The following is a 24,326-nucleotide window of genomic DNA, read 5'->3' on the forward strand; positions in this document are numbered from 1 at the left end:
TGATTGGAAGATCGCTATCGCGAGCAAGCTCGCTCCCACAGGGTTTGCGGTGATTGATGGATCAATCAGACCAGGATCGACGTCCCGGTCATCTCCGCCGGCTTCTCCATCCCCAGCAACATCAGCATCGTCGGCGCCACGTCAGCCAGTACGCCGCCATCGCGGACCTTGAAGTCACGCTTGCCGACATAGATGAATGGCACCGGCTCGGTGGTGTGGGCGGTGTGGGCCTGGCCGGTGGACTCGTCGGACATCTGCTCGACATTCCCGTGGTCGGCGGTGATCAGCGCTTCACCGCCGACTTTTTCCAGCGCCTCGACGATGCGCCCGACGCAGGTGTCCAGGCATTCCACCGCTTTGACCGCGGCGTCGAACACCCCGCTGTGGCCGACCATGTCGCCGTTGGCGTAGTTGACCACGATCACGTCGTAGCGCTGGTGCTCGATGGCATCGACGATGCGGTCGGTGACCTCCGGTGCGCTCATCTCCGGTTGCAGGTCATAGGTGGCGACTTTCGGCGACGGGATCAGGATGCGTTCTTCGCCGGGGAAGGGCTCTTCACGGCCACCGGAGAAGAAGAACGTCACGTGGGCATACTTCTCGGTTTCAGCGATGCGCAGTTGGGTCTTGCCGTTCTTCGCCAGGTAGTCGCCCAGCACGTTTTCCAGGCTGCCGGCGGCGAAGGCCGACGGCGCGGGGATGCTGGCGGCGTATTGGGTCAGCATCACGAAGCCGGCCAGTTTCGGCTGGCGGGCGCGTTCGAACTCCTTGAAATCGTCTTCGACAAACACGCGGGTCAGCTCGCGGGCACGGTCGGCGCGGAAGTTCATGAACACCACGGCATCGCCGTCCTCGACTTTGACCGGTTCACCGATGGTGGTGGCCTTGACGAATTCGTCGCTTTCACCCCGCTCGTAGGCGGCTTGCAGGCCTTCCTGGGCCGTGGCGGCGTTGAACTCGGCGTTGCCGTCGACGATCAGGTTGTAGGCCTGGGACACCCGGTCCCAGCGGTTATCGCGGTCCATGGCGTAGTAACGGCCGACGATGCTGGCGATACGGCCCTTGCCGAGAGCCTGGAAGGTGCTGTCGAGCAGTTCGATCGACGAAGTGGCGCTTTTTGGTGGCGTGTCGCGGCCATCGAGGAACGCGTGCAGGTAGATTTTTTCGGCACCGCGCTTGAAGGCCAGTTCGGCCATGGCGATCAGGTGGTCCTGGTGGCTGTGCACGCCGCCATCGGACAGCAGGCCCATGAAGTGCACGGCTTTGCCAGCAGCCACGGCTTTATCCACAGCAGCGCAGATGGTCGGGTTTTCAAAGAACTCGCCGTCGCGGATCGCTTTGGTCACGCGGGTGAAGTCCTGGTACACCACGCGGCCCGCGCCGAGGTTCATGTGGCCGACTTCGGAGTTGCCCATCTGTCCGTCGGGCAGGCCGACGTCCATGCCGCTGCCGGAGATCAGGCCGTTCGGCACGGTGGCCCACAGACGGTCCAGCACAGGCTTGCGGGCCGCGTACACGGCATTGGATTCGTGGCTGTCACTGTGACCGAAGCCGTCGAGAATCATCAGGACCAAAGGTTTAGGCGTGGTAGTCATGGAATCCACTCGTGGCTGATTAAAAGAAGGCGATGGAAAAGGGACGGGCAGTTTAAAGGTAAGTTCCGGTGCCGTCACCGCCGGGCGGGGTTTGGCCGGCCTTGTGTGCTGTGTATACTGGCCGACATTTTAACGCCCTGGAACCTCCTTCGATGGTTGCTCACCTGATTGAATTTGCCACTAACCACTACCTTCTCGTCGGTATCTTCGTCGTACTGCTGGCGTTGCTGGTTGCCCATACGATGCAGGGCGGCGGTCGCAGTCTCAGTACTGGCGAGCTGACGGCACTGGTCAACAAGGACGCCGGCGTGGTGGTAGACATCCGCCCGAGCAAGGATTTCGCCGCTGGTCACATTGTCGGCGCGGTGAACATTCCCCAGGACAAACTGATCGCTCGTATCGGTGAACTGGAAAAACACAAGGCCAAGACGCTGATCCTGGTGGATGCTCAGGGCCAGCACGCAGGCACTCATGCCCGCGAGCTGATGAAGTCCGGCTTTACCGCCGCCAAACTGTCCGGTGGCGTTGCAAGCTGGAAAGCCGACAATCTGCCCCTGGTGAAGTGATATGACCCACGTTGTTGTCTATTCCAGCGATTACTGCCCCTATTGCTCCCGAGCCAAGTTCCTGCTCAAGAACAAAGGTGTGGCTTTCGAAGAGATCAAGGTCGACGGCAAGCCGCAACTGCGCGCCGAAATGACTCAAAAGGCCGGACGTACCTCCGTGCCGCAGATCTGGATCGGCAGCACCCACGTGGGCGGTTGCGATGATCTGTTTGCCCTGGATCGCGCCGGCAAGCTCGATGCGATGCTCAAGGCCTGAATTCCCCACTAAGAACCTGAAAGTAAGAAGGATCTGCGATGACTGACCAACAGAACACAGCTGCCAGCGAAGAAGAAACCGCACCGCAATTCTCCTTGCAGCGTATTTATGTGCGTGACCTGTCCTTCGAAGCCCCGAAAAGCCCGGCGATCTTTCGCCAGCAGTGGGAGCCGAGCGTAGGCCTGGACCTGAATACTCGCCAGAAAGCCCTGGAAGATGATTTCCACGAAGTGGTGCTGACCCTGTCGGTGACCGTGAAGAACGGTGACGAAGTGGCGTTCATTGCCGAAGTGCAGCAAGCCGGGATCTTCCTGATCAAGAACCTGGATGCCGCTTCGATGAGCCACACCCTGGGTGCCTTCTGCCCCAACATCCTGTTCCCGTACGCCCGCGAAACCCTGGACAGCCTGGTGACCCGCGGTTCGTTCCCGGCCCTGATGCTGGCCCCGGTGAACTTCGATGCCCTGTACGCGCAAGAACTGCAGCGCATGCAGCAAGAAGGCGCCGCGACCGTTCAGTAAACGGCGCTGCCAGCCTGGCACAAACCCTGTGGGAGCGAGCCCTGTGGGAGCCGAGCTTGCTCGCGATGAACGATGACGCGGTTTTGCAGTTGAACCGTGTCGACCTCATCGCGAGCAAGCTCGGCTCCCACAGGCTCGCTCCCACAGGTGTTTCTGGCTGACAGGAAGGGGTTCAGGCGAAACCGTTCTGCCGCCAGGCCTCGTAAACGGCCACTGCCACGGTGTTGGACAGGTTCAGGCTGCGACAGCCTTCGCGCATCGGCAGGCGCAGACGCTGGTCGGCGGGCAGGGCTTCCAGTACCTCGGCCGGCAGGCCACGGCTTTCCGGGCCGAACAGGAACGCATCGCCCGCGACGAAGCTGGCATCATGGAATGGCCGCGAACCCTTGGTGGTGAAGGCAAACAAGCGCGGATGCCCCAGGCTCTCCAGACAGCTGGCGAGGTCGGCGTGGCGCTGCAGGGTGGCATACTCGTGGTAATCGAGACCGGCACGGCGCAGGCGCTTGTCGTCCATCTCGAAGCCCAGTGGTTCGATCAGATGCAGGTGGCAGCCGCTGTTGGCGCACAGCCTGATGACGTTGCCGGTGTTCGGCGGAATTTCCGGTTGAAAAAGGATGACGTGAAACATGCACGGCTCCGCAGATAAAGATGAGCGGCATTCTACGCCGCAAACCGATCAGCGTTCGAAGCTATTACCTCGAGTGATGGGGTCTTTGGCGATCTTCGGTCTGATGGTCGGCCTGATGATCGGTCGCCTGACCACGCCCGAGCCGAGCGTGCTGCAACAGGTCGAAGTGATCGACGGGACGCTGGTGGCCTGGTTCAACAACGAGCCCAAGCTGCACGGGGAAATCATCGACGGCTCAGTGGCGCTGTTGCTCCAGGCAGAGGGCCGTCCGCAGAAGGGCCAGCTCAAACTCAATGGCAAGGACGTGAACTGGCGGGTGCGTTTGAGTGACAAAGGGTTGTTGCTGACGCTGGTGGCGGCGCGTCCATTGCGGGGGGAGTGGGCCGGCAGCGAGGTCGATGACCGCTGGCGGCTGGAGATCCGTCTCCAAGAGCAATAAAAGAGGGAATCCCCGGCCTGCCTGTACCAAGGTCCCCAAACGGGAGGGGCTTGCGTTAAACGCGCAGCCCCGGGTGTAAAGAAGGGAAACCTTGACCTGCCTGTATCAAGGCCCCCAAAACAGTGGGCTCGATGAGCCCGATGTAAAATGGGGAATCCCCGGCCTGCCTGTACCAAGGTCCCCGAAACTGGGTAGTGAATGAGTTATTGCAGGGGGCGTGCCAGTTTTAAATGGCTTGTCACAAAAAATCTGCTGATGATGCGCAAAGCCCCGTATTTCGGGGCTTTTGCTTTTGTTTGTGCGGTTTCTTCGAGTTGGGCTGATTGGTTTTGACGGGGGGGCGCATGTGCCATTGCGGTTCTCAGTGCATCGATGCGGTGCATCAAGCCTTCAAAAGCATCGCGAGCAGGCTCGCTCCCACAAGATAGTCGCGACACCGCAAACCTTTGTGGGAGCGAGCCTGCTCGCGATTGGCCTTCAAGATCAGTGAAGGGCTAAAGGCTGCTCAGCCCTCATCCCCCTCATCATCATCCCCGCCATCAACCTTCATCCCCAATTCCTTGATCTTGCGGGTCAAGGTATTGCGGCCCCAGCCCAGCAGCACCGCGGCGTCGCGACGGCGGCCGGCGGTGTGCTTGAGGGCGGTCTCGATCATGATGCGTTCGAAACTCGGTACGGCGCTGTCCAGCAGGTTCGATTGGCCGCGGGCCAGGGCCTGGTCGGCCCACTGGCGCAGGGCCTGTTCCCAGTTGGTCACCGGGGCCGAGTCCTGCGGCAGGCTGAGCAGCTCCGGTGGAAGATCGCTGATGTGCACTTCGCGACCGGACGCCATCACCGTGATCCAGCGGCAGGTGTTCTCCAGCTGGCGCACGTTGCCGGGCCACGGCAGGTTCTTGAGGTATTCCTCGGTTTCGCTCTTGAGCAGTTTGGGCTCTACCGCCAGCTCCTGGGCCGCGCGGCTGAGGAAGTGCCGGGCCAGGGTCGGGATGTCTTCGCGACGGTCCGCCAGGCGCGGGATATGAATGCGGATCACATTCAGGCGATGGAACAAGTCTTCGCGGAATTTGCCCGCGTGGACCAGGGTTTCCAGGTTCTGGTGGGTCGCGGCGATGATGCGTACATCGACCTTGACCGGTGTATGGCCGCCCACCCGATAGAACTCGCCGTCCGCCAGCACGCGTAACAGCCGGGTCTGGGTGTCAGCCGGCATGTCGCCGATTTCGTCGAGGAACAAGGTGCCGCCGTCGGCTTGTTCGAAGCGCCCGCGCCGCAGGTTGGCGGCGCCGGTGAACGCGCCTTTCTCGTGACCGAACAGCTCGGACTCCATCAGGTCCTTGGGAATCGCCGCCATGTTCAGCGCAATGAACGGTGAGGCCGCCCGTGGACTGTGGCGGTGCAGGGCATGGGCGACCAGTTCTTTACCGGTGCCCGATTCGCCGTTGATCAACACGGTGATGTTGGAGTGGCTCAAACGCCCAATGGCGCGAAACACTTCCTGCATTGCCGGCGCTTCACCGATGATTTCCGGGGTGCGCGCCAGCGCAGGCACCTCTTCCATGCCCTGTTGTTCCTGGGCGTGCTGGTTGGCGCGCTTGACCAGTGACACGGCCTCATCGACGTCGAAGGGCTTGGGCAGGTACTCGAAAGCACCCCCCTGATAGGACGCCACAGCGCTGTCCAGGTCCGAATGGGCGGTCATGATGATCACCGGCAGCCGTGGGTGCTGCTCGCGAATCCGCGCCAGCAGGTCCAGACCGCTAGCGCCGGGCATGCGGATGTCGGAGATGATGACGTCCGGTTGCTGACGGGCCAGGCGGCTCATCACTCCGTCGGCGCTGTCGAAGCTCTGGGTGGTCATGCCTTCCTGTTGCAAGGCTTTTTCCAGGACCCAACGGATAGAACGGTCGTCATCGACGATCCACACGGTTTCACTACGGCTCATGTCGATGTGGCTCCTTGTTCCAGTGGCAGGAAGATCGAAAAGGTGGTGTGGCCGGGATGGCTCTCACATTCGATCAAGCCCTGATGCTGACTGATGATGTTTTGGGTAATGGACAGGCCCAGCCCGGTACCGTCAGGGCGGCCGCTGACCATGGGAAAGAAGATGGTTTCCTGCAACTCCGCGGGAATGCCCGGGCCGTTGTCGATGATTTCGATCTTGGTCACCAGGCGATGACGCACATGGCCGATGGTGAACTGGCGCATGGCGCGGGTGCGCAGGCTGATGCGGCCCAGGCGCAGCTCGTTCTGGCTGCTGATGGCCTGCATGGCGTTGCGCACGATGTTCAGCACCGCCTGGATCATCTGCTCGCGATCGATCAAAACATCGGGAATGCTCGGGTCGTAGTCGCGCACCAAGGTGATGCACCCCTGGCTCTCGGCTTCCACCAGGCTGCTGACGCGCTCCAGCACTTCGTGAACGTTGCACATCGCCAGGGACGGCAGCTTGTTGGAGCCGAGCATGCGATCCACCAGATTGCGCAAGCGGTCGGCTTCTTCAATGATGACGTTGGTGTAGTCCTTGAGACTTTCTTCGGGTAGCTCCCGGGCCAACAGTTGCGCCGCGCCGCGAATCCCGCCGAGGGGGTTCTTGATCTCATGGGCCAGGCCGCGCACCAGCATCTTGCTGGTTTCCTGCTTGGACAACTGAGCCTCTTCCTTGGTGATGCGCAGCAGGCGATCACGGGGATGCACCTCCAGCAGCAACAGCGTGGCACCGTTGTTCAGGATCGGTGTTACCGCGTAATCCACGGTCAGTGTCTGGCCAGTCAGGGCGGTGAGCATCGCTTCGCGCTTGGTGAACGGGTGCGCCTGTTCCACTGCCTGGCGCAAGGAGTTGAGCGCCTCGGCCGATTCGGTGAACAGCTCGCTGATGAACTGCCCGTGGCTGCGCTGGCCGCTGACGGCCAGCAGCATCTCTGCCGCCGGGTTCATGTACTCGAGCCGCAGTTCGGCATCGAGCAGGATGGTTGCGGTGGTGAGGTTATCGAGTAGCAAGCGGTGTAGTGCGTCGCTAATGGTCATCAGGACCTCTTTTGGAGCGTAAGCAAGCACGCGTATGACGCGCCGATACAAGGAAAATGCAAAAACCAAACCAAGGCTCCGAAAAGAAGCGTTTAGAGCCTCAAACGAACCTTTTTCGCCCGATTGCGTGGCGTTCTGCCAGCTTTTTCGGGTACTTTCGAACCAAAATGGGCTGGAATTTGAGTAGGGTGCAGACACTTGCACCAATATAGTGCGCCATCTGGGTAGGTGTTAGAAGAACGGCAGGATGCTGCTTTGCTCTTCTGCGGGCTTGTCGGTGAGGGGGCATTCGGGACGCTGGCCGTAGTCGGCGGTGGCGCAGGGTTTGATGCGGCGTTTCTGCGCCAGGGAAATGCGCTGCATGTGGAAGGGCTGGTTGGCGGTACGTTCGACGATACGGCCCTGCTCATCGAGAATCTCTACCGCCAGATGATGGCTGCCCCGATCAATGTTGCTCAGCGCGAACACTGGGCTGGGTCCCGGTTCGCCTGTGGGGTTGCCATCCAGTAGCAGGCGGTAGCGGTGGCCTTTTTGCAAACCGGGTTCGCTGGTGACCGTGACGATCAGTTCCCCCGCTGTGCTGCGTATCGTGGCATCCGGTTCAGGGATCAACAGTCGCAGCATTTCGTAACGGAACATGGGATCGGGCTTTTTTTCAGGCGCCGACGCCGAGGCTGCGCCGGAGGGCGGTGTCGCCATCCGGTTGGCGGGCGGCAGTTGGACTTTCTGGGCGTTGCCGGGACGCGGTTGATCGGTGAAGACGCGATTGCCCTGGGCATCGATGTAGGTATAGACCTGCGCTGCCCCCAGCCCCGGCAGCACGGCCAGGCACAGCACGAGCAGCCAGCGGATCATGGGCGGTGCACCCGTTGCACGGTGAAGATGACGGTTTCGCTCTGTTGCACAAGATGTTCGCCGTCGATGACCTGTACCGCCAGGCTGTGCTCGCCCCGGTCGATATTCACCAATTGCAGGCGCGGCACGTTGCTCGGCTGGCCATAGGGCTGGCCGTCCAGCAACAACCTGAACAGATGGGGGCTTTGCAGACGCGGCCGAGCCAGGACGCCAACGGTGAAGGTGCCGTTGTTGGCGCGCAGGGCCTCTTCGCTGGGGATGTCTGTCAGCTCCAGAGTTTCGTAGGCGTTGCCTGGCTCGTCCCGGTTCGCGGCGGGCGCAGCAGCGTTCGGGTTGGTCGGGGGCTGGGGTTCGACACTGTTGAGTGGCGGCAGCTCCACTGCCTGGGCCGGTATGCCATCGGGCGGCTGGTTGCTATAGGCGGTGTTACCGTCGGCGTCGGTGTATTTGTAGATCTGTGCGGCGGCTGGCAGCGCCAACAGCAACAACAGCATTCCTGGAAAGCCACGACCCATAAAATCAACCGAAAACCGAAAGTGTTGGATTGCAGCATAGGTCAGGGGAGGCGGTTGGCCCAAGTTGTTGCACGCCATCCCTTGTGGGAGCGGTGTTCACAGCCTCCAGGTTCGACACTGGACCCCTGTGGGAGCGAGCCGGCTCGCGATGACGGAGTGTCAGTCACACAAGTGGTAGATGGGCTGGCCTCATCGCGAGCAGGCTCGCTCCCACAGGGGAAAGATGTGTGGGCTCAGGATTTTGTGAGGACGCATAGCTCTGCGGTCGCCCGAACCAGCGCCATTTGCCGCAACGGGTCGTTACTGACGGTATGGGTGGCCTGGGCCAGCCATTGCGGGCATTGCGGGTCGGTGCGGTAGGGGCTGAAGTCGGCCAGTTGTTGCAGCAGGCGTTTTTGCAGTTGATCCAGTTGCGGGCGGATCTGCCCAACCAGGTCCGGGCGCGGTGCGTCCGGGGCTTTGCCTTGCAGTTGCCAGTCGGACAGATGCGCGTATTGCACCAGTTTGTTGGCTTCTATTTGTGCGGCGAAAAACGCCTCTACCGCTTCACTGCTCAGTTTGTAAGCCGGTGCCTGGGCGACGGCAGCGGCGATCACCTCGCGTTCGCGCTGGCGATCTTCCACCGGTTTGCGGCTGTCCCACTTGCTCAGGGCGACCTGATCGGCAATGGCCAGGCGCTCGCCTATGGTGCCGAGCAGTGGGGCGAGGGTGGTGGGTGCGGTGGCGGCCTGGGCGGCGGTGCCCAACAACGCGGCAGACAGAGCAAGGCAGAATGAAACGCGCGAAGTCATGGGTGATCTCGTCTTCGAATAGTGGAGGGCGCAGACAATCATGCACGTAACCTGCGCCCATAAAAAAGGCCTCCCGAAGGAGGCCTCTTTTTATTCACGCCGCGTGGGGCGACGCTACCGGATCAGCAGCTGTAGTACAGCTCATATTCCAGTGGGTGTACGAAGGTGCGAACCTTGATTTCTTCTTCGCTTTTCAGTGCGATGTAAGCGTCGATGAAGTCATCGCTGAATACGCCGCCCTTGGTCAGGAACGCACGGCCCTTGTCCAGCTCTTCCAGGGCTTCTTTCAGGCTGCCACAAACCTGTGGGATTTCCTTGGCCTCTTCAGGCGGCAGGTCATACAGGTTTTTGTCGGCGGCATCGCCAGGGTGGATCTTGTTCTGAATACCGTCCAGACCGGCCATCATCAGTGCAGCGAAGGCCAGGTACGGGTTGGCAGCCGGATCCGGGAAACGGGCTTCGATACGGCGAGCCTTAGGGCTGTTGACGTAAGGAATACGGATCGAGGCGGAACGGTTACGAGCCGAGTAGGCCAGCATGACCGGTGCTTCGAAGCCTGGTACCAGACGCTTGTAGGAGTTGGTCGACGGGTTGGTGAAGCCGTTCAGGGCCTTACCGTGCTTGATGATACCGCCGATGAAGTACAGAGCGGTGTCCGACAGGCCGGCATAACCTTCGCCAGCGAAGGTGTTCTTGCCGTCTTTGGAGATCGACATGTGCACGTGCATGCCCGAACCGTTGTCGCCGTACAGAGGCTTCGGCATGAAGGTCGCGGTGCGGCCGTATGCATCAGCAACGTTGTGTACGCAGTACTTCAGGGTCTGGACTTCGTCAGCTTTCTTGACCAGCGTGTTGAATTTCACGCCGATTTCGTTCTGGCCGGCAGTCGCCACTTCGTGGTGGTGAACTTCGACGGTCTGGCCCATCTCTTCCAGTGCGTTGCACATGGAGGTACGGATCTCGTGGTCGAAGTCGAACGGTGGAACCGGGAAGTAGCCGCCCTTGATACCAGGACGGTGGCCTTTGTTACCGCCTTCCACGTCCTGATCGGACATCCACGAACCTTGTTCGGAGAAGATCTTGAACATGGAGCCGGAGATGTCGGACTTGAACTTGACCGAGTCGAAGATGAAGAACTCAGGCTCAGGGCCGAAGAAAGCGGTGTCGCCGATACCGGTGGACTTCAGGTATTCCTCGGCACGGTGGGCGATGGCGCGTGGGTCGCGGTCATAGCCTTGCATGGTCGAAGGTTCGATGATGTCGCAGACCAGGATCAGGGTCGGCTCTTCGGTGAACGGGTCCAGGACGGCAGTTTCGTCGTCCGGCATCAGGATCATGTCGGAGGCTTCGATGCCTTTCCAGCCAGAGATGGAGGAACCGTCGAACATCTTTCCGATTTCAAAGAATTCGTCGTCCAGCGCATCACGGGCCGGCATGGTCACGTGATGTTGAGTGCCTTTGGTGTCAGTGAAGCGCAGATCAATCCACTTGACGTCATGATCTTTGATGAGTTGAACCGACTTCGACATATGTCCTCCGGGTGGCTTCGGGCGGGTAATGGTGTGCCCTTAGATATGGGTGATGCCGGCGCGAATACTCTGCCAAGGCAACCTGCCTCACAAGGGAGCAATTTGCATGCCAGTGCCCCAGCATGGGTTTTTTGCACCAAATCCACGCTTTTATAGCCTGTATTCGCGGATTGTCGAACAATTGCGCACTGCAATGTGGCGTAACTTACGAGAGATGACCTGTTTTGGTGCGTTGAAAACCAAGTGCACATTAACTGGTTAAACCTTGAGCAATTTCCGCTATAATCCGCGCCCCCCTTTTTCGGCTGGCCGTTCGCGCGCTGTTTTCATGAAACTAATCGTAAAAGTCTTCCCCGAGATCACCATCAAGAGCCGCCCGGTACGGATGCGTTTCATCCGCCAGTTGGCCAAGAACATCCGTGCCGTGCTCCGCGATCTGGACCCGGCTGTGGTGGTGAACGGCGTGTGGGACAACCTCGAACTGGAAACCCGCGTCAGCGAACCCAAGATTCTCAAGGAAATGACCGAGCGCCTGAGCTGCATGCCGGGCATCGCGCATTTCCTGCAGGTCGACGAATACCCGCTGGGGGATTTCGACGACATCCTCGCCAAGTGCAAGCTGCATTATGGTGATGCCCTGGCCGGCAAGATTTTCTCGGTGCGCTGCAAGCGCGCCGGCAAACACCCGTTCAGCTCGATGGACGTGGAGAGATACGTCGGCAGCCAGTTGCGCAAGCAGTGTGGCGCCGCCGGAATTTCATTGAAAGACCCGCAAATTGAAGTGCGCATCGAAATTCGCGACCAGCGGTTGTTCGTGATCCACAGTCAGCACGACAGCATTGGCGGGTATCCGCTGGGTTCGCTGGAACAGACCCTGGTGCTGATGTCCGGCGGCTTCGATTCCACGGTCGCGGCCTACCAGATCATGCGTCGCGGGCTGATGAGCCATTTCTGCTTCTTCAATCTTGGCGGGCGCGCCCATGAACTGGGCGTAATGGAAGTGGCGCACTTCATCTGGAAGAAGTATGGCAGCTCCCAACGCGTGTTATTTGTGAGCGTACCGTTCGAGGAAGTCCTGGGCGAGATTCTCGGCAAAGTCGATAACAGTCATATGGGCGTCATTTTGAAGCGTATGATGTTGCGTGCCGCATCCAGCATCGCCGATCGGCTGCACATCGATGCGCTGGTCACCGGCGAGGCGATCTCCCAGGTGTCGAGCCAGACGCTGCCGAACCTGTCAGTGATCGACTGCGTGACCGAAAAGCTGGTGCTGCGCCCGCTGATCGCCAGCCACAAGCAGGACATCATCGACACGGCCAACGAGATCGGCACCGCCGATTTTGCCCGGCACATGCCGGAATACTGCGGGGTCATCTCGGTCAATCCGAAGACTGCGGCCAAGCGCGGGCGTGTGGAGCATGAAGAGAAAGAATTCGACATGGCGGTGCTCGAGCGTGCGCTCGAAAACGCCAGGCTGGTGCCAATCGATCGGGTGATCGATGAATTGGGCCAGGACATACAGATTGAAGAAGTCGGCGAAGCGCTGGCCGGTCAGATCATCATCGACATCCGTCACCCGGACGACGCTGAAGACGACCCGCTGAGTATCGCCGGTATCGAGGTACAAACGATGCCGTTCTATGCAGTGAACGCGCGTTTCAAGGAACTGGACCCTACTCGCCAGTACCTGTTGTATTGCGACAAAGGCGTGATGAGTCGCCTGCATGCCCACCATTTGCTCAGTGAGGGGCATGCCAATGTGCGCGTTTATCGACCGAGCTAAGTGCCCGGGGCTGTTTGCCTGTGGCCTGCGTCACCGGCCCCCCGACGCCGCCGACAGGCTGTAACGGCTTTGTCGGACTCAACGTAAATCGCTGCCACGACCTGTCAGCACACCGAATCCTCTGATCGAGATACACAAGTGATCGAAAATCTACGCAACATCGCCATCATTGCTCACGTTGACCATGGTAAAACCACCCTGGTAGACAAACTCTTGCGTCAATCCGGCACTCTGGAGCGCAACGAGCTCAACGACGAGCGCGTGATGGACTCCAACGACCAGGAAAAAGAGCGCGGTATTACCATCCTGGCGAAAAACACCGCCATCAACTGGAATGGCTACCACATCAACATCGTGGACACCCCGGGCCACGCCGACTTCGGTGGTGAAGTAGAGCGCGTAATGTCGATGGTCGACTCCGTGCTGCTGCTGGTCGATGCCCAGGACGGCCCTATGCCGCAAACCCGTTTCGTGACCAAGAAGGCTTTCGAAGCCGGCCTGCGTCCGATCGTGGTCATCAACAAGGTTGACCGTCCAGGCGCGCGTCCGGACTGGGTTCTGGACCAGATTTTCGACCTGTTCGACAACCTGGGCGCCACCGAAGAACAGCTGGACTTCAAAGTCGTCTACGCCTCGGCCCTGAACGGTATTGCCGGTCTGGACCACACCAACATGGCCGAAGACATGACCCCGCTGTACCAGTCGATTGTCGACGACGTACCTGCGCCGAAAGTCGACCGTGACGGTCCGTTCCAGATGCAAATCTCGGCCCTGGACTACAACAGCTTCCTGGGTGTGATCGGTGTTGGCCGTATCGCCCGTGGTCGCATCAAGCCGAACACGCCGGTCGTGGCTATCGACGCCGACGGCAAGAAGCGCAACGGTCGTATCCTCAAGCTGATGGGTCACCACGGCCTGCACCGTATCGACGTTGAAGAAGCAGCTGCCGGCGACATCGTCTGCATCAGCGGCTTCGAGCAACTGTTCATCTCCGACACTCTGTGCGACCCACTGAACGTCGAAGCGATGAAGCCGTTGACCGTCGATGAGCCAACCGTTTCCATGACCTTCCAGGTCAACGACTCGCCATTCTGCGGTAAAGAAGGCAAGTTCGTGACCAGCCGTAACATCAAGGAGCGTCTGGACAAGGAGCTGCTCTACAACGTGGCACTGCGCGTTGAAGAAGGCGACTCGGCCGACAAGTTCAAGGTTTCCGGCCGTGGTGAGCTGCACCTCTCGGTTCTGATCGAAACCATGCGTCGCGAAGGCTTCGAAATGGGCGTAGGTCGTCCTGAAGTGATCATCCGTATGGTTGATGGCGTCAAGCACGAACCGTACGAAAACGTGACCATCGACCTGCCGGAAGAATCCCAGGGCGCGATCATGGAACAAATGGGCCTGCGCAAAGGCGACCTGACCAACATGGTTCCGGATGGCAAGGGCCGTGTGCGCCTTGAGTACAACATCCCGGCCCGTGGCCTGATCGGTTTCCGTAACGAGTTCCTGACCCTGACCTCCGGTGGCGGCATCCTGACTTCGATCTTCGATCGTTATGACGTGATGAAGTCCGGCGACATGTCCGGCCGTCAGAACGGTGTTCTGGTATCGGTTGCGACCGGCAAGGCACTGACCTACTCGCTGGAAACCCTGCAAGCGCGCGGCAAGCTGTTCGTCGAGCACGGCCAGGACATCTACGAAGGTCAAATCGTCGGCCTCAACAGCCGTGACAACGACCTGGGCGTGAACCCGACCAAAGGCAAGAAGCTCGACAACATGCGTGCTTCGGGCAAAGACGAAACCATCGCATTGGTTCCGCCTGTCAAGTTCACCCTGGAGCAAGCGCTGGAGTTCGTGCAGGAAGACGAACTGTGCGAAGTGACGCCTAAGTCGATTCGCCTGCGTAAGAAGATCCTTGGCGAAAGCGAGCGTACCCGCGCTGCCAAGAAAAGCGGTAACTGAGTTTCGACTTAGTTAATGGCTGAAAAAAACGCCCCCGGTCGTGAGATCGGGGGCGTTTTTTTATGCCTGGAAGTTATGTAGTGGCTGTCAGGGCGCCATCGCGAGCAAGCTCGCTCCCACAAGGGATTCAGGTCGGACACAAAATCTGTATCCACCGCAAATCCCCTGTGGGAGCGAGCTTGCTCGCGATGGCGATGTTCCAGGCGCAGCTAAAACATCATTCGATCAGAATTTGTCCAACGTCCGCGGATTACGCTCGCGCTCCACTTCCTTGGGCTTGTAGGCGCAGTACCCCGGGCGCGGCCCGACCCGCGGATGGTTGCGGCAGGTATCCGGGCGCTTCTCATAAATGGTGCACAACCGGCTCTTGCGATCCAGATACAGGCAATCGTTGTTGCTCATGCGCTGGAGCGTGAAGATTTCGGACTTCTGGTTATAGCGCTCGACGATCCCTTCCTTTTGCAGGCGCTTGGCGATGTTTTTCGGCGGGTCGCCCAGTTCGAATTCGTCGACGATACCGATCCGGATCAGGTCCTTGATCTTGACCTCCACCGGCAGTGTGCAGCAGCTCGACACGCAGGAACCGCACATTGGCGCGGAGTACTTGGCCCAGGTATCGATTCGGTCGATCTCCGCGGCGGCGATCAGGTTGGGCTTCATCATCAAGGTTTACCAGCATGCATCAGGGCGCGCGATCATACCGGGACTGGTGAAATTTTGAACGACCATCTGCCGGTTTTTTTTCGAGCCCGGTAAAACTCTCCCAGGACCGGCACGGCCCCTGCATTCATTCACCCATACGGCAATTCCCTGGCGGCGATTCTCCGTCGCCATGGAAAAACCAACGAACCTGCGCCTGTAGTGCCTGTCAGACCGTCTAGGCTCAGACAATTTCATGCTCGTTCGAGGTCTCATCAATGACTCAAGAACCACTTGTTCGCGAAGCCGAAGTGGCTGCATTTCGCGATGCCGTGTTGACCAAACTCACTTACGCCGTCGGCAAGGACCCGGATCATGCGTTTGATCACGACTGGTTCGAAGCCATTGCCCTGGCCGCCCGCGACCATATGGTCGAGCACTGGATGGATCACACGCGGCAGATTTACCGCAAGGGCCAGAAGCGCGTTTATTACCTCTCCCTGGAATTTCTCATCGGCCGCTTGCTCTATGACAGCCTGAGCAACCTCGGCCTGCTGGACACTGCGCGCGAAGCCTTGACCGAACTGGGCGTGGATCTGGAGCGCATTCGCCTGCTCGAACCCGATGCGGCGTTGGGCAACGGCGGCCTCGGCCGGTTGGCGGCATGTTTCATGGAAAGCATGTCCACCTTGGGCATTGCCGGCCATGGCTACGGCATTCGTTACGAGCACGGCCTGTTTCGCCAGGCCATCGTTGATGGCTGGCAGCAGGAGCAAACCGAACACTGGCTGGATTTCGGCAACCCCTGGGAGTTCGAGCGGCCGGAAGTGGTTTACCCGATCGGCTTCGGCGGCAGCGTCGAGACCGTGACCGACGCCTCCGGCAATACCAAGCAAGTCTGGTCTCCGGGTGAAACCGTGCGAGCCATCGCCTATGACACCCCCGTGGTGGGTTGGCGCGGTGCCAGCGTCAACACCCTGCGTCTGTGGCGCGCCCGTGCCATGGAAGAGCTGCACCTGGAACGCTTCAACGCCGGCGACCATTTGGGTGCCGTGGCGGAAGTGGCCCGGGCCGAGAGTATCTCCCGCGTGCTGTACCCGGCCGACAGCACCGAGGCGGGCCAGGAATTGCGCCTGCGCCAGGAGTATTTCTTCGTCGCCGCCTCGCTGCAGGATTTGTTGCGCCGTCATCGCAACATGCACACCTCGGTATTGACCTTGGGCGACCACGCGGCGATCCAGCTCAACGACACTCACCCGTCGATCGCCGTGGCCGAGTTGATGCGCCAATTGGTGGACGTCTACGACGTGGCCTGGGACGCCGCCTGGCAGATCACCCAGGACACGCTCTCCTACACCAACCACACGCTGCTGCCCGAAGCCCTGGAAACCTGGCCAGTGGGGCTGATGGAGCGCATGTTGCCCCGACACATGCAGATCATTTACCTGATCAACGCCCAGCACATCGATGCTCTGCGGTCCAAGGGGGTGCACGATTTCGACGTGCTGCGCGCGGTGTCGCTGATCGAAGAAGACAACGGCCGCCGGGTGCGCATGGGCAACCTCGCCTTTCTCGGTTCCCACAGCGTCAACGGTGTGTCCGGATTGCACACGCAACTGATGCGCAGCACGGTGTTCTCCGAGCTGCACAAGCTCTACCCCGAGCGGATCAACAACAAAACCAACGGCATCACGTTCCGCCGCTGGCTGTTTCAGGCCAACGCTGAACTGACTTCGATGATGGTCGATGCCCTGGGCCCGAGTGTGCTCGACAACCCCGAGGAGCGCCTGATCGAGCTGGAGCCGTTCGCGGATCAACCGGCGTTCCGCAAACAGTTCGCCGAACAGCGCCTGCACAGCAAAAAGGCCTTGGCGCATCTGATTCACGAGCGGTTGGGGGTTGCCGTGAACCCGGCGGCGATGTTCGACGTGCAAGTCAAACGGATCCATGAATACAAGCGTCAGTTGCTCAACCTGATGCACACGGTGGCGCTGTACCAGGCGATCCGCGCCGAACCGGAAGTGGACTGGGTGCCACGGGTGAAAATCTTCGCTGGCAAGGCCGCCGCCAGTTATCACCAGGCCAAGTTGATCATCAAGTTGACCAACGATATCGCCCGTGTGGTGAACAACGACCCGACCGTGCGTGGCCTGCTCAAAGTGGTGTTCCTGCCCAACTACAACGTCAGCCTGGCCGAGAGCATCATCCCGGCGGCGGACCTTTCCGAGCAGATATCCACGGCCGGTTTTGAAGCGTCAGGCACCAGTAACATGAAGTTCGGTCTTAACGGTGCGCTGACTATCGGCACCATGGACGGCGCCAACGTGGAGATGCATGAGCGCGTGGGCGGTGAGCACATGTTCATTTTCGGCCTGACGGCCGAGCAGGTGGAGGCCCGCAAGCAGAACGGCGAGTTCAGTGCCGCGCCGGACATTGCCGCGTCCCATCGCCTCAACGATGTGTTGCAGGCTATTCGCGGCGGGGTGTTTTCGCCGGACGATCCGATGCGCTACACCGGGCTTGTCGATTCGCTGGTGGATTACGATCGCTTTCTGGTCTGCGCCGACTTCGACTCTTACTGGGATGCCCAGGCCAGGGTCGAAGAACGTTGGCACGACGCCCAGCACTGGTGGCGTTCGGCGGTGCTCAACACCGCGCGCATGGGCTGGTTTTCCTCCGACCGGACCATTCGGGAATACGCCACCGACATCTGGAAAGCCCTGGAGTAGCAGTTGCAGGAAATGTGAGCGAAGCCCAACGGTGGTTGGGCTTGGTCGATATACTAAGCGCCAGTTTCGCCGGGCTGTGTGGCCGGTTTAGTGCTTGAGGCGCCAGCAATCCATTGTGGGAGCGAGCCTGCTCGCGATAACGGTGTGTCAGCCAACCTGTTTGGTAACTGACGGACCGCTATCGCGAGCAGGCTCGCTCCCACAAGGTTTGTGTGGTTCCACTAGACTGAACCAGGCACCGCTTCACCCCGGTTACGCCCGCAAAGGGCCGCTTAGGGATATCGACCATGCAATGGATTTTGATGCTGTTGGGCCTGGCATTTGGCTGGGTGGTGGATGAGTCGTTCGCCGATGCGCTGATAGGCGCGTTACTGGGCCTTGGCATCGCTCAGGGGATTGGTCTGCGTCGCCTCGGCGCCCACGCCGCCGAACAGCAGAACCAGTTGCAAACGGCCCAGCGCACCTTGAGCGCACTGGAGCAGCGGCTGATCGCGCTTGAGCGCAGCACGGTCGCAGCCTCCGAACCGCCGCCATCGCCCGAGATCGTCGTGGCCCAGGCACCGGAATCCGAAATCCCACCTGAGCCGGAGCTGGTTTGGGAACTGCCGCCTGACCTTGAAGCCCTTCCGGCGATGACCACACAAGCCAGTCAGCCGTTGCCCGACGACGTATGGAAGTCTGCGCCGGCCGCCCCCAAACCGGTCCAGCCGGAACCGGCTGCCCCTCGTGGTCCGAATCTGTTCGAGCGTGCCGTCGCGGGGGCGCGTAACTGGCTGTTTGGCGGTAATACCGTATTGCGGGTCGGGGTCGTGCTGTTGTTCCTCGGCCTGGCGTTTCTGCTGCGCTATGCCACTGAAGGCATGGTCGTGCCCATCGAGTTGCGTTATGCCGGCGTCGCGGCCAGTGCGTTGGGCCTGTTAGGCCTGGGCTGGTGGCTGCGCCAGCGCAACAGCAACTACGCGCTGATGTTGCAGGGCACCGGGATCGCCGTGCTGTACCTGACCGTGTTCGCCGCCATGCGCCTGCATCCGCTGCTCGACTCGAAAGCGGCCTTGGGCTTGCTGGTGGCGGTCACGGTGTTCTCGGCGATTCTGGCGGTCACCCAAAATGCCCTCGGCCTGGCTGCGGTGGCAGCGTTGGGCGGGTTTGCCGCGCCGATCCTGACTTCCACCGGCAGCGGTAACCATGTCGCGCTGTTCAGCTACTTCATCCTGCTCAATGCCGGCATTCTGGCGATTGCCTGGTTCAAGGCCTGGCGCCTGCTCAACCTGATTGGTTTTGTCGGCACCTTCGGCATCGGTTTCGCCTGGGGCTTGCGCTCTTATGGGCCGGAACTGCTCTGGAGCACCGAGCCGTTCCTGATTGTTTTCTTCCTGATGTACCTGGCGATCGGCTTGTTGTTTACCCGACGCAAGCTGCTGGAAATGGGCGACGGGCCCGAGGACGAAGGCCGCGATGCGCTATTGCGCTGGTCGGCCCGCAAGGGCGACTACGTGGACGGCACCCTGTTGTTCGGCCCGCCCCTGGTGGGGTTCGGTCTGCAGTTCGCGCTGGTGCAGCATCTGGAGTTCGCCGCAGCGTTCAGCGCCCTGGCCCTGGGCATCATCTACATGGGGCTGGCGCGGGTATTGATGGGGGGGCGCGCCGTCCTGTTGGCCGAAACCTGCCTGGCCTTGGGGGTGATTTTTGCCAGCCTGGCGATTCCCCTGGGCCTCGATGCTCGGTGGACCGCGGCGGCATGGGCCGTGGAAGGGGCGGGGATTTTCTGGCTGGGCCTGCGTCAGCAGCGGCCTTTGGCTCGGGCTTTTGCCTTGCTGCTGCAACTGGGCTCGGCGTTGGCTTTTGTCAGCGAGTTGCGTCAGGGCGACAGCAGCCTGATCGATGGCGCCCCGCTGGGGGCGTTGATGCTGGGTGGCGCCTTGCTGTTCAGTTTCTACCAGTTGCGCAAGACCGCGCCTGAGCACGCCACACGCTGGGAGCGCCAAGGCCTGCCGGTGCTGGCAGTGCTGGGCTTGAGTTTTCTCTATCTGCTGGCGCCGTTGTTCTTCTTCACTCACGGCACTGCCATCGCTTGGGCCTTGGCCGGTCTGGCGACGCTGTTCGCGGGCCTGCGCCTGCAATCGCGCAGCTTCCTGTTTACGGCGTTCGCAGTACAACTGCTGGGTGGCGCGTTGTTTCTGTTGCGTTTGCAGGGGGCCGAAGGGGATTCGACCGCCGTGTTCAGCGCTGGCTGGAGCGGTTTGCTCAGCGCCTCCCTGATCGGCCTGGCGCTGATTGGCGGCATGCTGTTGGCGGCACGCGATGACATGGTGCGCAACGATGTCCGATTGCTGCGCGGGCTGTCGGTGGTGCTGCTGGCTGGGTTGGTGCTGATCAACCTTGCCGTGCTCTTCGTCCTGCCCTGGCAAACGGCGAGCGGTGTATGGGCGGCCAGCGGCCTGCTGATCATCTGGCTGAGCCTGTACCTGAAGCAGCGCGTGAGTTTCGTGTTTGGCCTGTTGTTGCAGTTGATCGGCGGCGCGGCGTTCCTTGCCGCCGGATCGGCGCTGCTCGGGCCGCTGAGTGCCGAGGATCTGCGGCCCCTGGCCCACAGCGGGTTCTGGACGCCGCTGGTGCTGGGACTGGCGGCACTGGTGGGCGCATGGCGATTGCAGCGCGGCCATCCGTCGGCGGTGTTCCAGGCCTTGAGCTTGCAGCGGTTGTCCGAGTTGCTGCTGGTCTGGGGCGCAGGCTGGTGGGCACTGGCGTGGGGCAGCGAAGTGCTGCGCTTTGCACCGCAGCACCTGCAAGGTCATTTGATGCTGATCGTCGCGGCAATCAGTGTGGCGCTGTGGGCATTGCTGGCGCTGCGTTTGAAATGGCCGGCGATGGGGTTGCTATGCACCTTGCTGATACCTGTGGCCGGCTGTGTGCTGGTCGCGACCGGCCAGAGTCGTTATCACCCGGCGGCGGATTTCGGCTGGCTGGCCTGGTTGGCCGTGTTCGCCGTGCATTTGCTTTCCCTGAAACGTCTGGCACCGCTGCTACCGACCCGGGCGCGCAGCACCGCCCATGTGCTCGGTTGCTGGCTGCTGATCGGTGTGCTGGCGCTGGAGGTGCGCTACGGCCTGCTGCTGTTGTCCGAGCAGTACAACGCCTGGCGCTGGCTGGGTTGGGCGATTCTGCCGAGCCTGTACCTGGTGCTGATGGCCGCGCCACGGGCCTGGCCGTGGCCGGTCTCGGCCCATTCGCGCGAATATCGTGTGTACGCGGCGGCACCCCTGGCCCTGTTGATGCTGGGCTGGTTCTGGCTGGCCAACACCTTCAGCGACGGCAGCGCCGAGCCGTTGCCCTATGTGCCGCTGCTCAACCCGTTGGAGCTGGGCTTGCTGTTCGCCTTGTTTGGCGTCTACGCGTGGGCCCGCAGCGCGGTGGCGCAACTGGCAATCCGGTGGGGTCATGCCGGACACGTCGCCCAGTTGATCGCCGGCGTGTCGCTGTTCGCGTTCTTCACCGCCGTGGTGATGCGCAGTGCCCACCATTGGATCGGCGTGCCGTTCGAGCTGGATGCGTTGCTCGAATCCATGTTTGTGCAGGCCGGGCTGTCCATCGTCTGGACCCTGATTGCCCTGGGCCTGATGATCGGCGGGCATCTGCGCCATCGTCGTGAGGTCTGGCTGATCGGTGCGGCGTTGATCGCCGTGGTGGTGGCCAAGCTGTTCTTTGTCGAATTGAGCAACCGTGGCGGTCTGGCGCGGATCGTGTCGTTTATCGGCGTGGGTGTATTGCTGTTGGTGGTGGGCTACTTCGCGCCGCTGCCGCCAAAACGCCCGGAAGGGGGCTCGCGGACCGAGTCGCCAATACCTGTCAGTGAGGGAGTGTCGTCTTGAGTCACAAGTTGAGTCGCATCGGGTTGGGCGTGGTGGGGTTGTGGGTGGCCTTGTCGGTGACGGCCCAGGAACAGCCGGCGGACTTTGCCCATCAGGTGCCATTGGCCTTGAGCGGCGAGGGACCTTGGTATCGCCTGGCGTTGCCCCTGGAGATTCAGTTGCAAGCGCGCCAGACCGATCTGAGCGACCTGCGGGTGTTCAACGCCGCCGGGCAGGCCCAGGCCTACGCATTGGTTCGCGAGACGGCCCGGAGCCGGGAAAACAGCACCACCGACGTGAAGTGGTTCCCGTTGTACAACGCCGCCGATGACAACGAGCGCGCGCCCAGCGTACGGGTGCAATCGAGCGCCAACGGCACGCTGGTGCAGGTGCAACCGTCCAGCCGGCTCGAGGCGGGGGAGGAGGAACTGCGCGGCTGGCTGCTGGATGCCAGTGCGATCAAGGCGCCCTTGCAGCAGCTGATCCTCGACTGGACCAGCGAGCGCGACGGCTTCCAGCGCTTCACCATCGAAGCCAGTGACGACCTGCAACACTGGCAGGCGTGGGGCGAAGGCCAGGTGGCGCGGCTGACCTTTGCTGATGAGCGGGTGGAGCAGCATGAGGTCAGCTTGCCAGGACAGCCGGCGCGTTATCTGCGGTTGTTGTGGGAATCGCCGTCATCGGCGCCGGTGTTGACCTCGGCCCAGTTGCAGAGCGGCAGTCGCGAAAGCCTGCCGTTGCCGTTGGTCTGGTCGCAGCCTTTGGCCGGTAGCACCACGAAGGCTGGGCAATACACTTGGCAGTTGCCCATGGGGTTGAATGTCGAACAGGTGCAGGTCGAACTGAGCCAGGCCAACAGCCTGGCACCGGTGACCCTGGCCGGACGGCGTGAAAGCAGCCAGCCGTGGCAATCGCTGGGCAGCGGCTTGCTGTATCGCCTGACCCAGAACGGCCAGGATGTGCTGCAAAACCAACTGCAGCTGTCGGGGCAGACCGTGCAGCAATTGAAGCTGACGGTGGACGAGCGAGGCGGCGGCCTCGGTGCCCAAGCGCCAGCCTTGCGTTTTGCCGTGCGCCCGACCCAGGTGGTGTTCCTGGCGCGGGGCGAGGGGCCCTACAGCCTGGCGCTGGGCAATGCGACGATGAAAGCGGCCAGCCTGCCACTGGCCACGCTGGTGCCCGATTACAAGCCGTCACGCCTGGCGACCCTGGGTACGGCGAAGACCGATGGTGTGGCGACCTCGGCATCGGCTGCCGCAACGCCCTCTGCGACCGTCGAGACCAACTGGAAGAAGATCGGCTTGTGGGCGGTGTTGCTGATCAGCGTACTGGTCCTCGCGGGGATGGCATTGAGCTTGCTGCGCAAGCCGCCGGTCAAAAACTGAGGTGCTGCACACCCATCGCGAGCAGGCTCGCTCCCACACTGGATTTATGTCGTATACAAAAACTGTGTCCGCAGAAGATCAAATGTGGGAGCGAGCCTGCTCGCGATAGCGTCCTCTCGACAACAGAAATACCCAAGCGAGGCGCGACCCCGTGAACTCAATCCTCCATTCCCCGTCTCATAGGAGGAATTAAGTCCCGACTCGCGCTAAACTGCGCAGGTTTTTCCGCCCCCTATTCTTCGGAGCCGTCCATGTCCCGCGTTACCTTGAGTCGCTATTTGATTGAGCAGACCCGCAGCAACAACACCCCTGCCGATCTGCGCTTTTTGATCGAAGTGGTGGCGCGTGCATGCAAGGAGATCAGCCACGCCGTATCCAAAGGCGCCCTGGGTGGTGTCCTGGGCAGCATGGGCACCGAAAACGTGCAGGGTGAAGTGCAGAAGAAGCTCGACGTGCTCTCTAACGAAATCCTGCTCGAAGCCAACGAATGGGGCGGCCACCTGGCCGGCATGGCGTCCGAGGAAATGGACAACGCCTACCAGATCCCAGGCAAATACCCCAAGGGTGCTTACCTGCTGGTGTTCGACCCACTGGACGGTTCGTCGAACATCGATATCAACGCGCCAGTGGGCACCATCTTCTCGGTATTGCGTTGCCCGAACGAATACCTGAGCCAGAATGAAGCCTTGAATGAAAAGGCGTTCCTGCAGCCAGGCACCGAACAGGTCGCCGCCGGTTATGCCATCTATGGCCCGCAGACCATGCTGGTGCTGACCCTGGGCGACGGCGTCAAAGGCTTCACGCTGGACCGTGAGATGGGCAGCTTCGTTCTGACCCACGAAGACATCACCATTCCTGAAACCACCCAGGAATTCGCCATCAACATGTCCAATCAGCGTCACTGGGAAGCCCCGGTACAACGCTACGTGGGCGAATTGCTGGCCGGTGAAGAAGGTCCGCTGAAAAAGAACTACAACATGCGCTGGGTCGCCGCGATGGTCGCGGACGTACACCGCATCCTGACCCGTGGCGGTCTGTTCATGTACCCGCGCGACAGCCGCGAGCCGTCCAAGCCGGGCAAACTGCGTCTGATGTACGAAGCCAACCCGATGTCGTTCCTGGTGGAACAGGCTGGCGGTGCGTCCACTGACGGTCACCAGCGTATTCTCGACATCCAGCCCGAAGGCCTGCACCAGCGTGTGGCGGTGTTCCTTGGCTCGAAGGAAGAAGTCGCCCGCGCCACGGCCTACCACAAGGAATAAAT

At 61.1% G+C, this 24,326-nt stretch carries 20 protein-coding genes; 10 read left to right on the top strand and 10 right to left on the bottom strand.

Going from position 1 to position 24,326, the window contains the following annotated elements:
* Window positions 1-65 precede the first annotated feature (65 nt).
* Entirely contained in the window at window positions 66-1,595 is a 1,530-nt protein-coding gene (gene gpmI / locus T3A99_RS27465) for a 2,3-bisphosphoglycerate-independent phosphoglycerate mutase (RefSeq protein ID WP_076383352.1), read from the bottom strand.
* Window positions 1,596-1,747: 152 nt separating this feature from the next.
* Between gpmI and T3A99_RS27470 the strand changes: the two genes are divergently transcribed.
* Genes T3A99_RS27470 through secB form a run of 3 tightly spaced genes read left to right on the top strand, consistent with a single transcriptional unit; the run spans window position 1,748 to window position 2,938 of the window.
* Window positions 1,748-2,161 carry a rhodanese-like domain-containing protein gene (locus tag T3A99_RS27470; protein ID WP_305466911.1) on the top strand — a complete coding sequence of 138 codons (414 nt, stop codon included), beginning with the start codon at window positions 1,748-1,750 and terminating at the stop codon, window positions 2,159-2,161.
* Between the two features lies 1 nt (window position 2,162).
* Window positions 2,163-2,417 (top strand): glutaredoxin 3, encoded by a 255-nt coding sequence (grxC, locus tag T3A99_RS27475; protein ID WP_047226909.1) that lies wholly within the window; start codon window positions 2,163-2,165, stop codon window positions 2,415-2,417.
* 38 nt (window positions 2,418-2,455) lie between these two features.
* Window positions 2,456-2,938: a protein-export chaperone SecB gene (gene secB / locus T3A99_RS27480; protein WP_047226910.1), complete on the top strand. Its 483-nt coding sequence runs from the start codon at window positions 2,456-2,458 to the stop codon at window positions 2,936-2,938.
* Between the two features lie 172 nt (window positions 2,939-3,110).
* Here secB and trmL read toward each other — a convergent pair whose 3' ends face one another.
* On the bottom strand, window positions 3,111-3,566 hold the full coding sequence (gene trmL, locus T3A99_RS27485; RefSeq protein ID WP_322834992.1) for a tRNA (uridine(34)/cytosine(34)/5-carboxymethylaminomethyluridine(34)-2'-O)-methyltransferase TrmL: 456 nt from the start codon (window positions 3,564-3,566) through the stop codon (window positions 3,111-3,113).
* On the opposite strand from trmL, the gene T3A99_RS27490 reads away from it, so the two are divergent.
* Entirely contained in the window at window positions 3,565-4,005 is a 441-nt protein-coding gene (locus tag T3A99_RS27490) for a hypothetical protein (protein WP_076383353.1), read from the top strand. The genes trmL and T3A99_RS27490 overlap by 2 nt on opposite strands.
* Window positions 4,006-4,208: 203 nt before the next feature.
* Here T3A99_RS27490 and T3A99_RS27495 read toward each other — a convergent pair whose 3' ends face one another.
* The 7 genes from T3A99_RS27495 to glnA form a co-directional block, all read right to left on the bottom strand.
* Window positions 4,209-4,388 (bottom strand): hypothetical protein, encoded by a 180-nt coding sequence (locus tag T3A99_RS27495; protein ID WP_173406450.1) that lies wholly within the window; start codon window positions 4,386-4,388, stop codon window positions 4,209-4,211.
* Between the two features lie 122 nt (window positions 4,389-4,510).
* Window positions 4,511-5,947 carry a nitrogen regulation protein NR(I) gene (gene ntrC, locus T3A99_RS27500; RefSeq protein WP_047226913.1) on the bottom strand — a complete coding sequence of 479 codons (1,437 nt, stop codon included), beginning with the start codon at window positions 5,945-5,947 and terminating at the stop codon, window positions 4,511-4,513.
* Window positions 5,944-7,029, bottom strand: a complete 1,086-nt coding sequence (gene glnL, locus T3A99_RS27505) for a nitrogen regulation protein NR(II) (protein ID WP_047226914.1) — start codon at window positions 7,027-7,029, stop codon at window positions 5,944-5,946. The genes ntrC and glnL overlap by 4 nt, the downstream gene beginning before the upstream one ends.
* Window positions 7,030-7,260: 231 nt before the next feature.
* Window positions 7,261-7,884, bottom strand: coding sequence for a DUF4124 domain-containing protein (locus T3A99_RS27510; RefSeq protein WP_047226915.1), 624 nt, complete (start codon window positions 7,882-7,884; stop codon window positions 7,261-7,263).
* The gene (locus T3A99_RS27515) at window positions 7,881-8,399 is read right to left on the bottom strand and encodes a DUF4124 domain-containing protein (protein WP_047226964.1); all 519 of its coding nucleotides are present in this window, start codon (window positions 8,397-8,399) and stop codon (window positions 7,881-7,883) included. Before T3A99_RS27515 ends, T3A99_RS27510 begins: the two co-directional genes overlap by 4 nt.
* A 233-nt stretch (window positions 8,400-8,632) precedes the next feature.
* Window positions 8,633-9,190 (bottom strand): chorismate mutase, encoded by a 558-nt coding sequence (locus tag T3A99_RS27520; RefSeq protein WP_047226916.1) that lies wholly within the window; start codon window positions 9,188-9,190, stop codon window positions 8,633-8,635.
* Window positions 9,191-9,312: 122 nt separating this feature from the next.
* Window positions 9,313-10,719, bottom strand: coding sequence for a type I glutamate--ammonia ligase (gene glnA, locus T3A99_RS27525; protein WP_014336114.1), 1,407 nt, complete (start codon window positions 10,717-10,719; stop codon window positions 9,313-9,315).
* Window positions 10,720-11,047: 328 nt separating this feature from the next.
* On the opposite strand from glnA, the gene thiI reads away from it, so the two are divergent.
* Together thiI and typA are read left to right on the top strand one after the other, a co-directional pair.
* Window positions 11,048-12,502 carry a tRNA uracil 4-sulfurtransferase ThiI gene (gene thiI / locus T3A99_RS27530; protein WP_047226917.1) on the top strand — a complete coding sequence of 485 codons (1,455 nt, stop codon included), beginning with the start codon at window positions 11,048-11,050 and terminating at the stop codon, window positions 12,500-12,502.
* Between the two features lie 138 nt (window positions 12,503-12,640).
* Window positions 12,641-14,461: a translational GTPase TypA gene (gene typA / locus T3A99_RS27535; protein WP_047226918.1), complete on the top strand. Its 1,821-nt coding sequence runs from the start codon at window positions 12,641-12,643 to the stop codon at window positions 14,459-14,461.
* A gap of 225 nt (window positions 14,462-14,686) precedes the next feature.
* Here typA and T3A99_RS27540 read toward each other — a convergent pair whose 3' ends face one another.
* On the bottom strand, window positions 14,687-15,124 hold the full coding sequence (locus tag T3A99_RS27540) for a YkgJ family cysteine cluster protein (protein ID WP_047226919.1): 438 nt from the start codon (window positions 15,122-15,124) through the stop codon (window positions 14,687-14,689).
* A 254-nt stretch (window positions 15,125-15,378) separates the two neighbouring features.
* Here T3A99_RS27540 and T3A99_RS27545 point away from each other — a divergent pair, with 254 nt between their 5' ends.
* From T3A99_RS27545 to T3A99_RS27560, 4 genes are all read left to right on the top strand, one after another.
* Window positions 15,379-17,829, top strand: coding sequence for a glycogen/starch/alpha-glucan phosphorylase (locus tag T3A99_RS27545; protein WP_076383354.1), 2,451 nt, complete (start codon window positions 15,379-15,381; stop codon window positions 17,827-17,829).
* Between the two features lie 287 nt (window positions 17,830-18,116).
* Window positions 18,117-21,698, top strand: a complete 3,582-nt coding sequence (locus T3A99_RS27550) for a DUF2339 domain-containing protein (protein ID WP_322834993.1) — start codon at window positions 18,117-18,119, stop codon at window positions 21,696-21,698.
* A complete protein-coding gene (locus tag T3A99_RS27555; protein ID WP_322834994.1) occupies window positions 21,695-23,062 on the top strand; it encodes a DUF3999 domain-containing protein in 1,368 nt (455 codons plus the stop codon). Before T3A99_RS27550 ends, T3A99_RS27555 begins: the two co-directional genes overlap by 4 nt.
* A 251-nt stretch (window positions 23,063-23,313) precedes the next feature.
* A complete protein-coding gene (locus T3A99_RS27560) occupies window positions 23,314-24,324 on the top strand; it encodes a class 1 fructose-bisphosphatase (RefSeq protein ID WP_047226923.1) in 1,011 nt (336 codons plus the stop codon).
* The last annotated feature ends 2 nt before the right edge of the window (window positions 24,325-24,326 follow it).

Origin of the sequence: Pseudomonas sp. N-137 (genome assembly GCF_034555295.1) — a bacterium.
GTDB lineage: Bacteria > Pseudomonadota > Gammaproteobacteria > Pseudomonadales > Pseudomonadaceae > Aquipseudomonas > Aquipseudomonas rhizophila.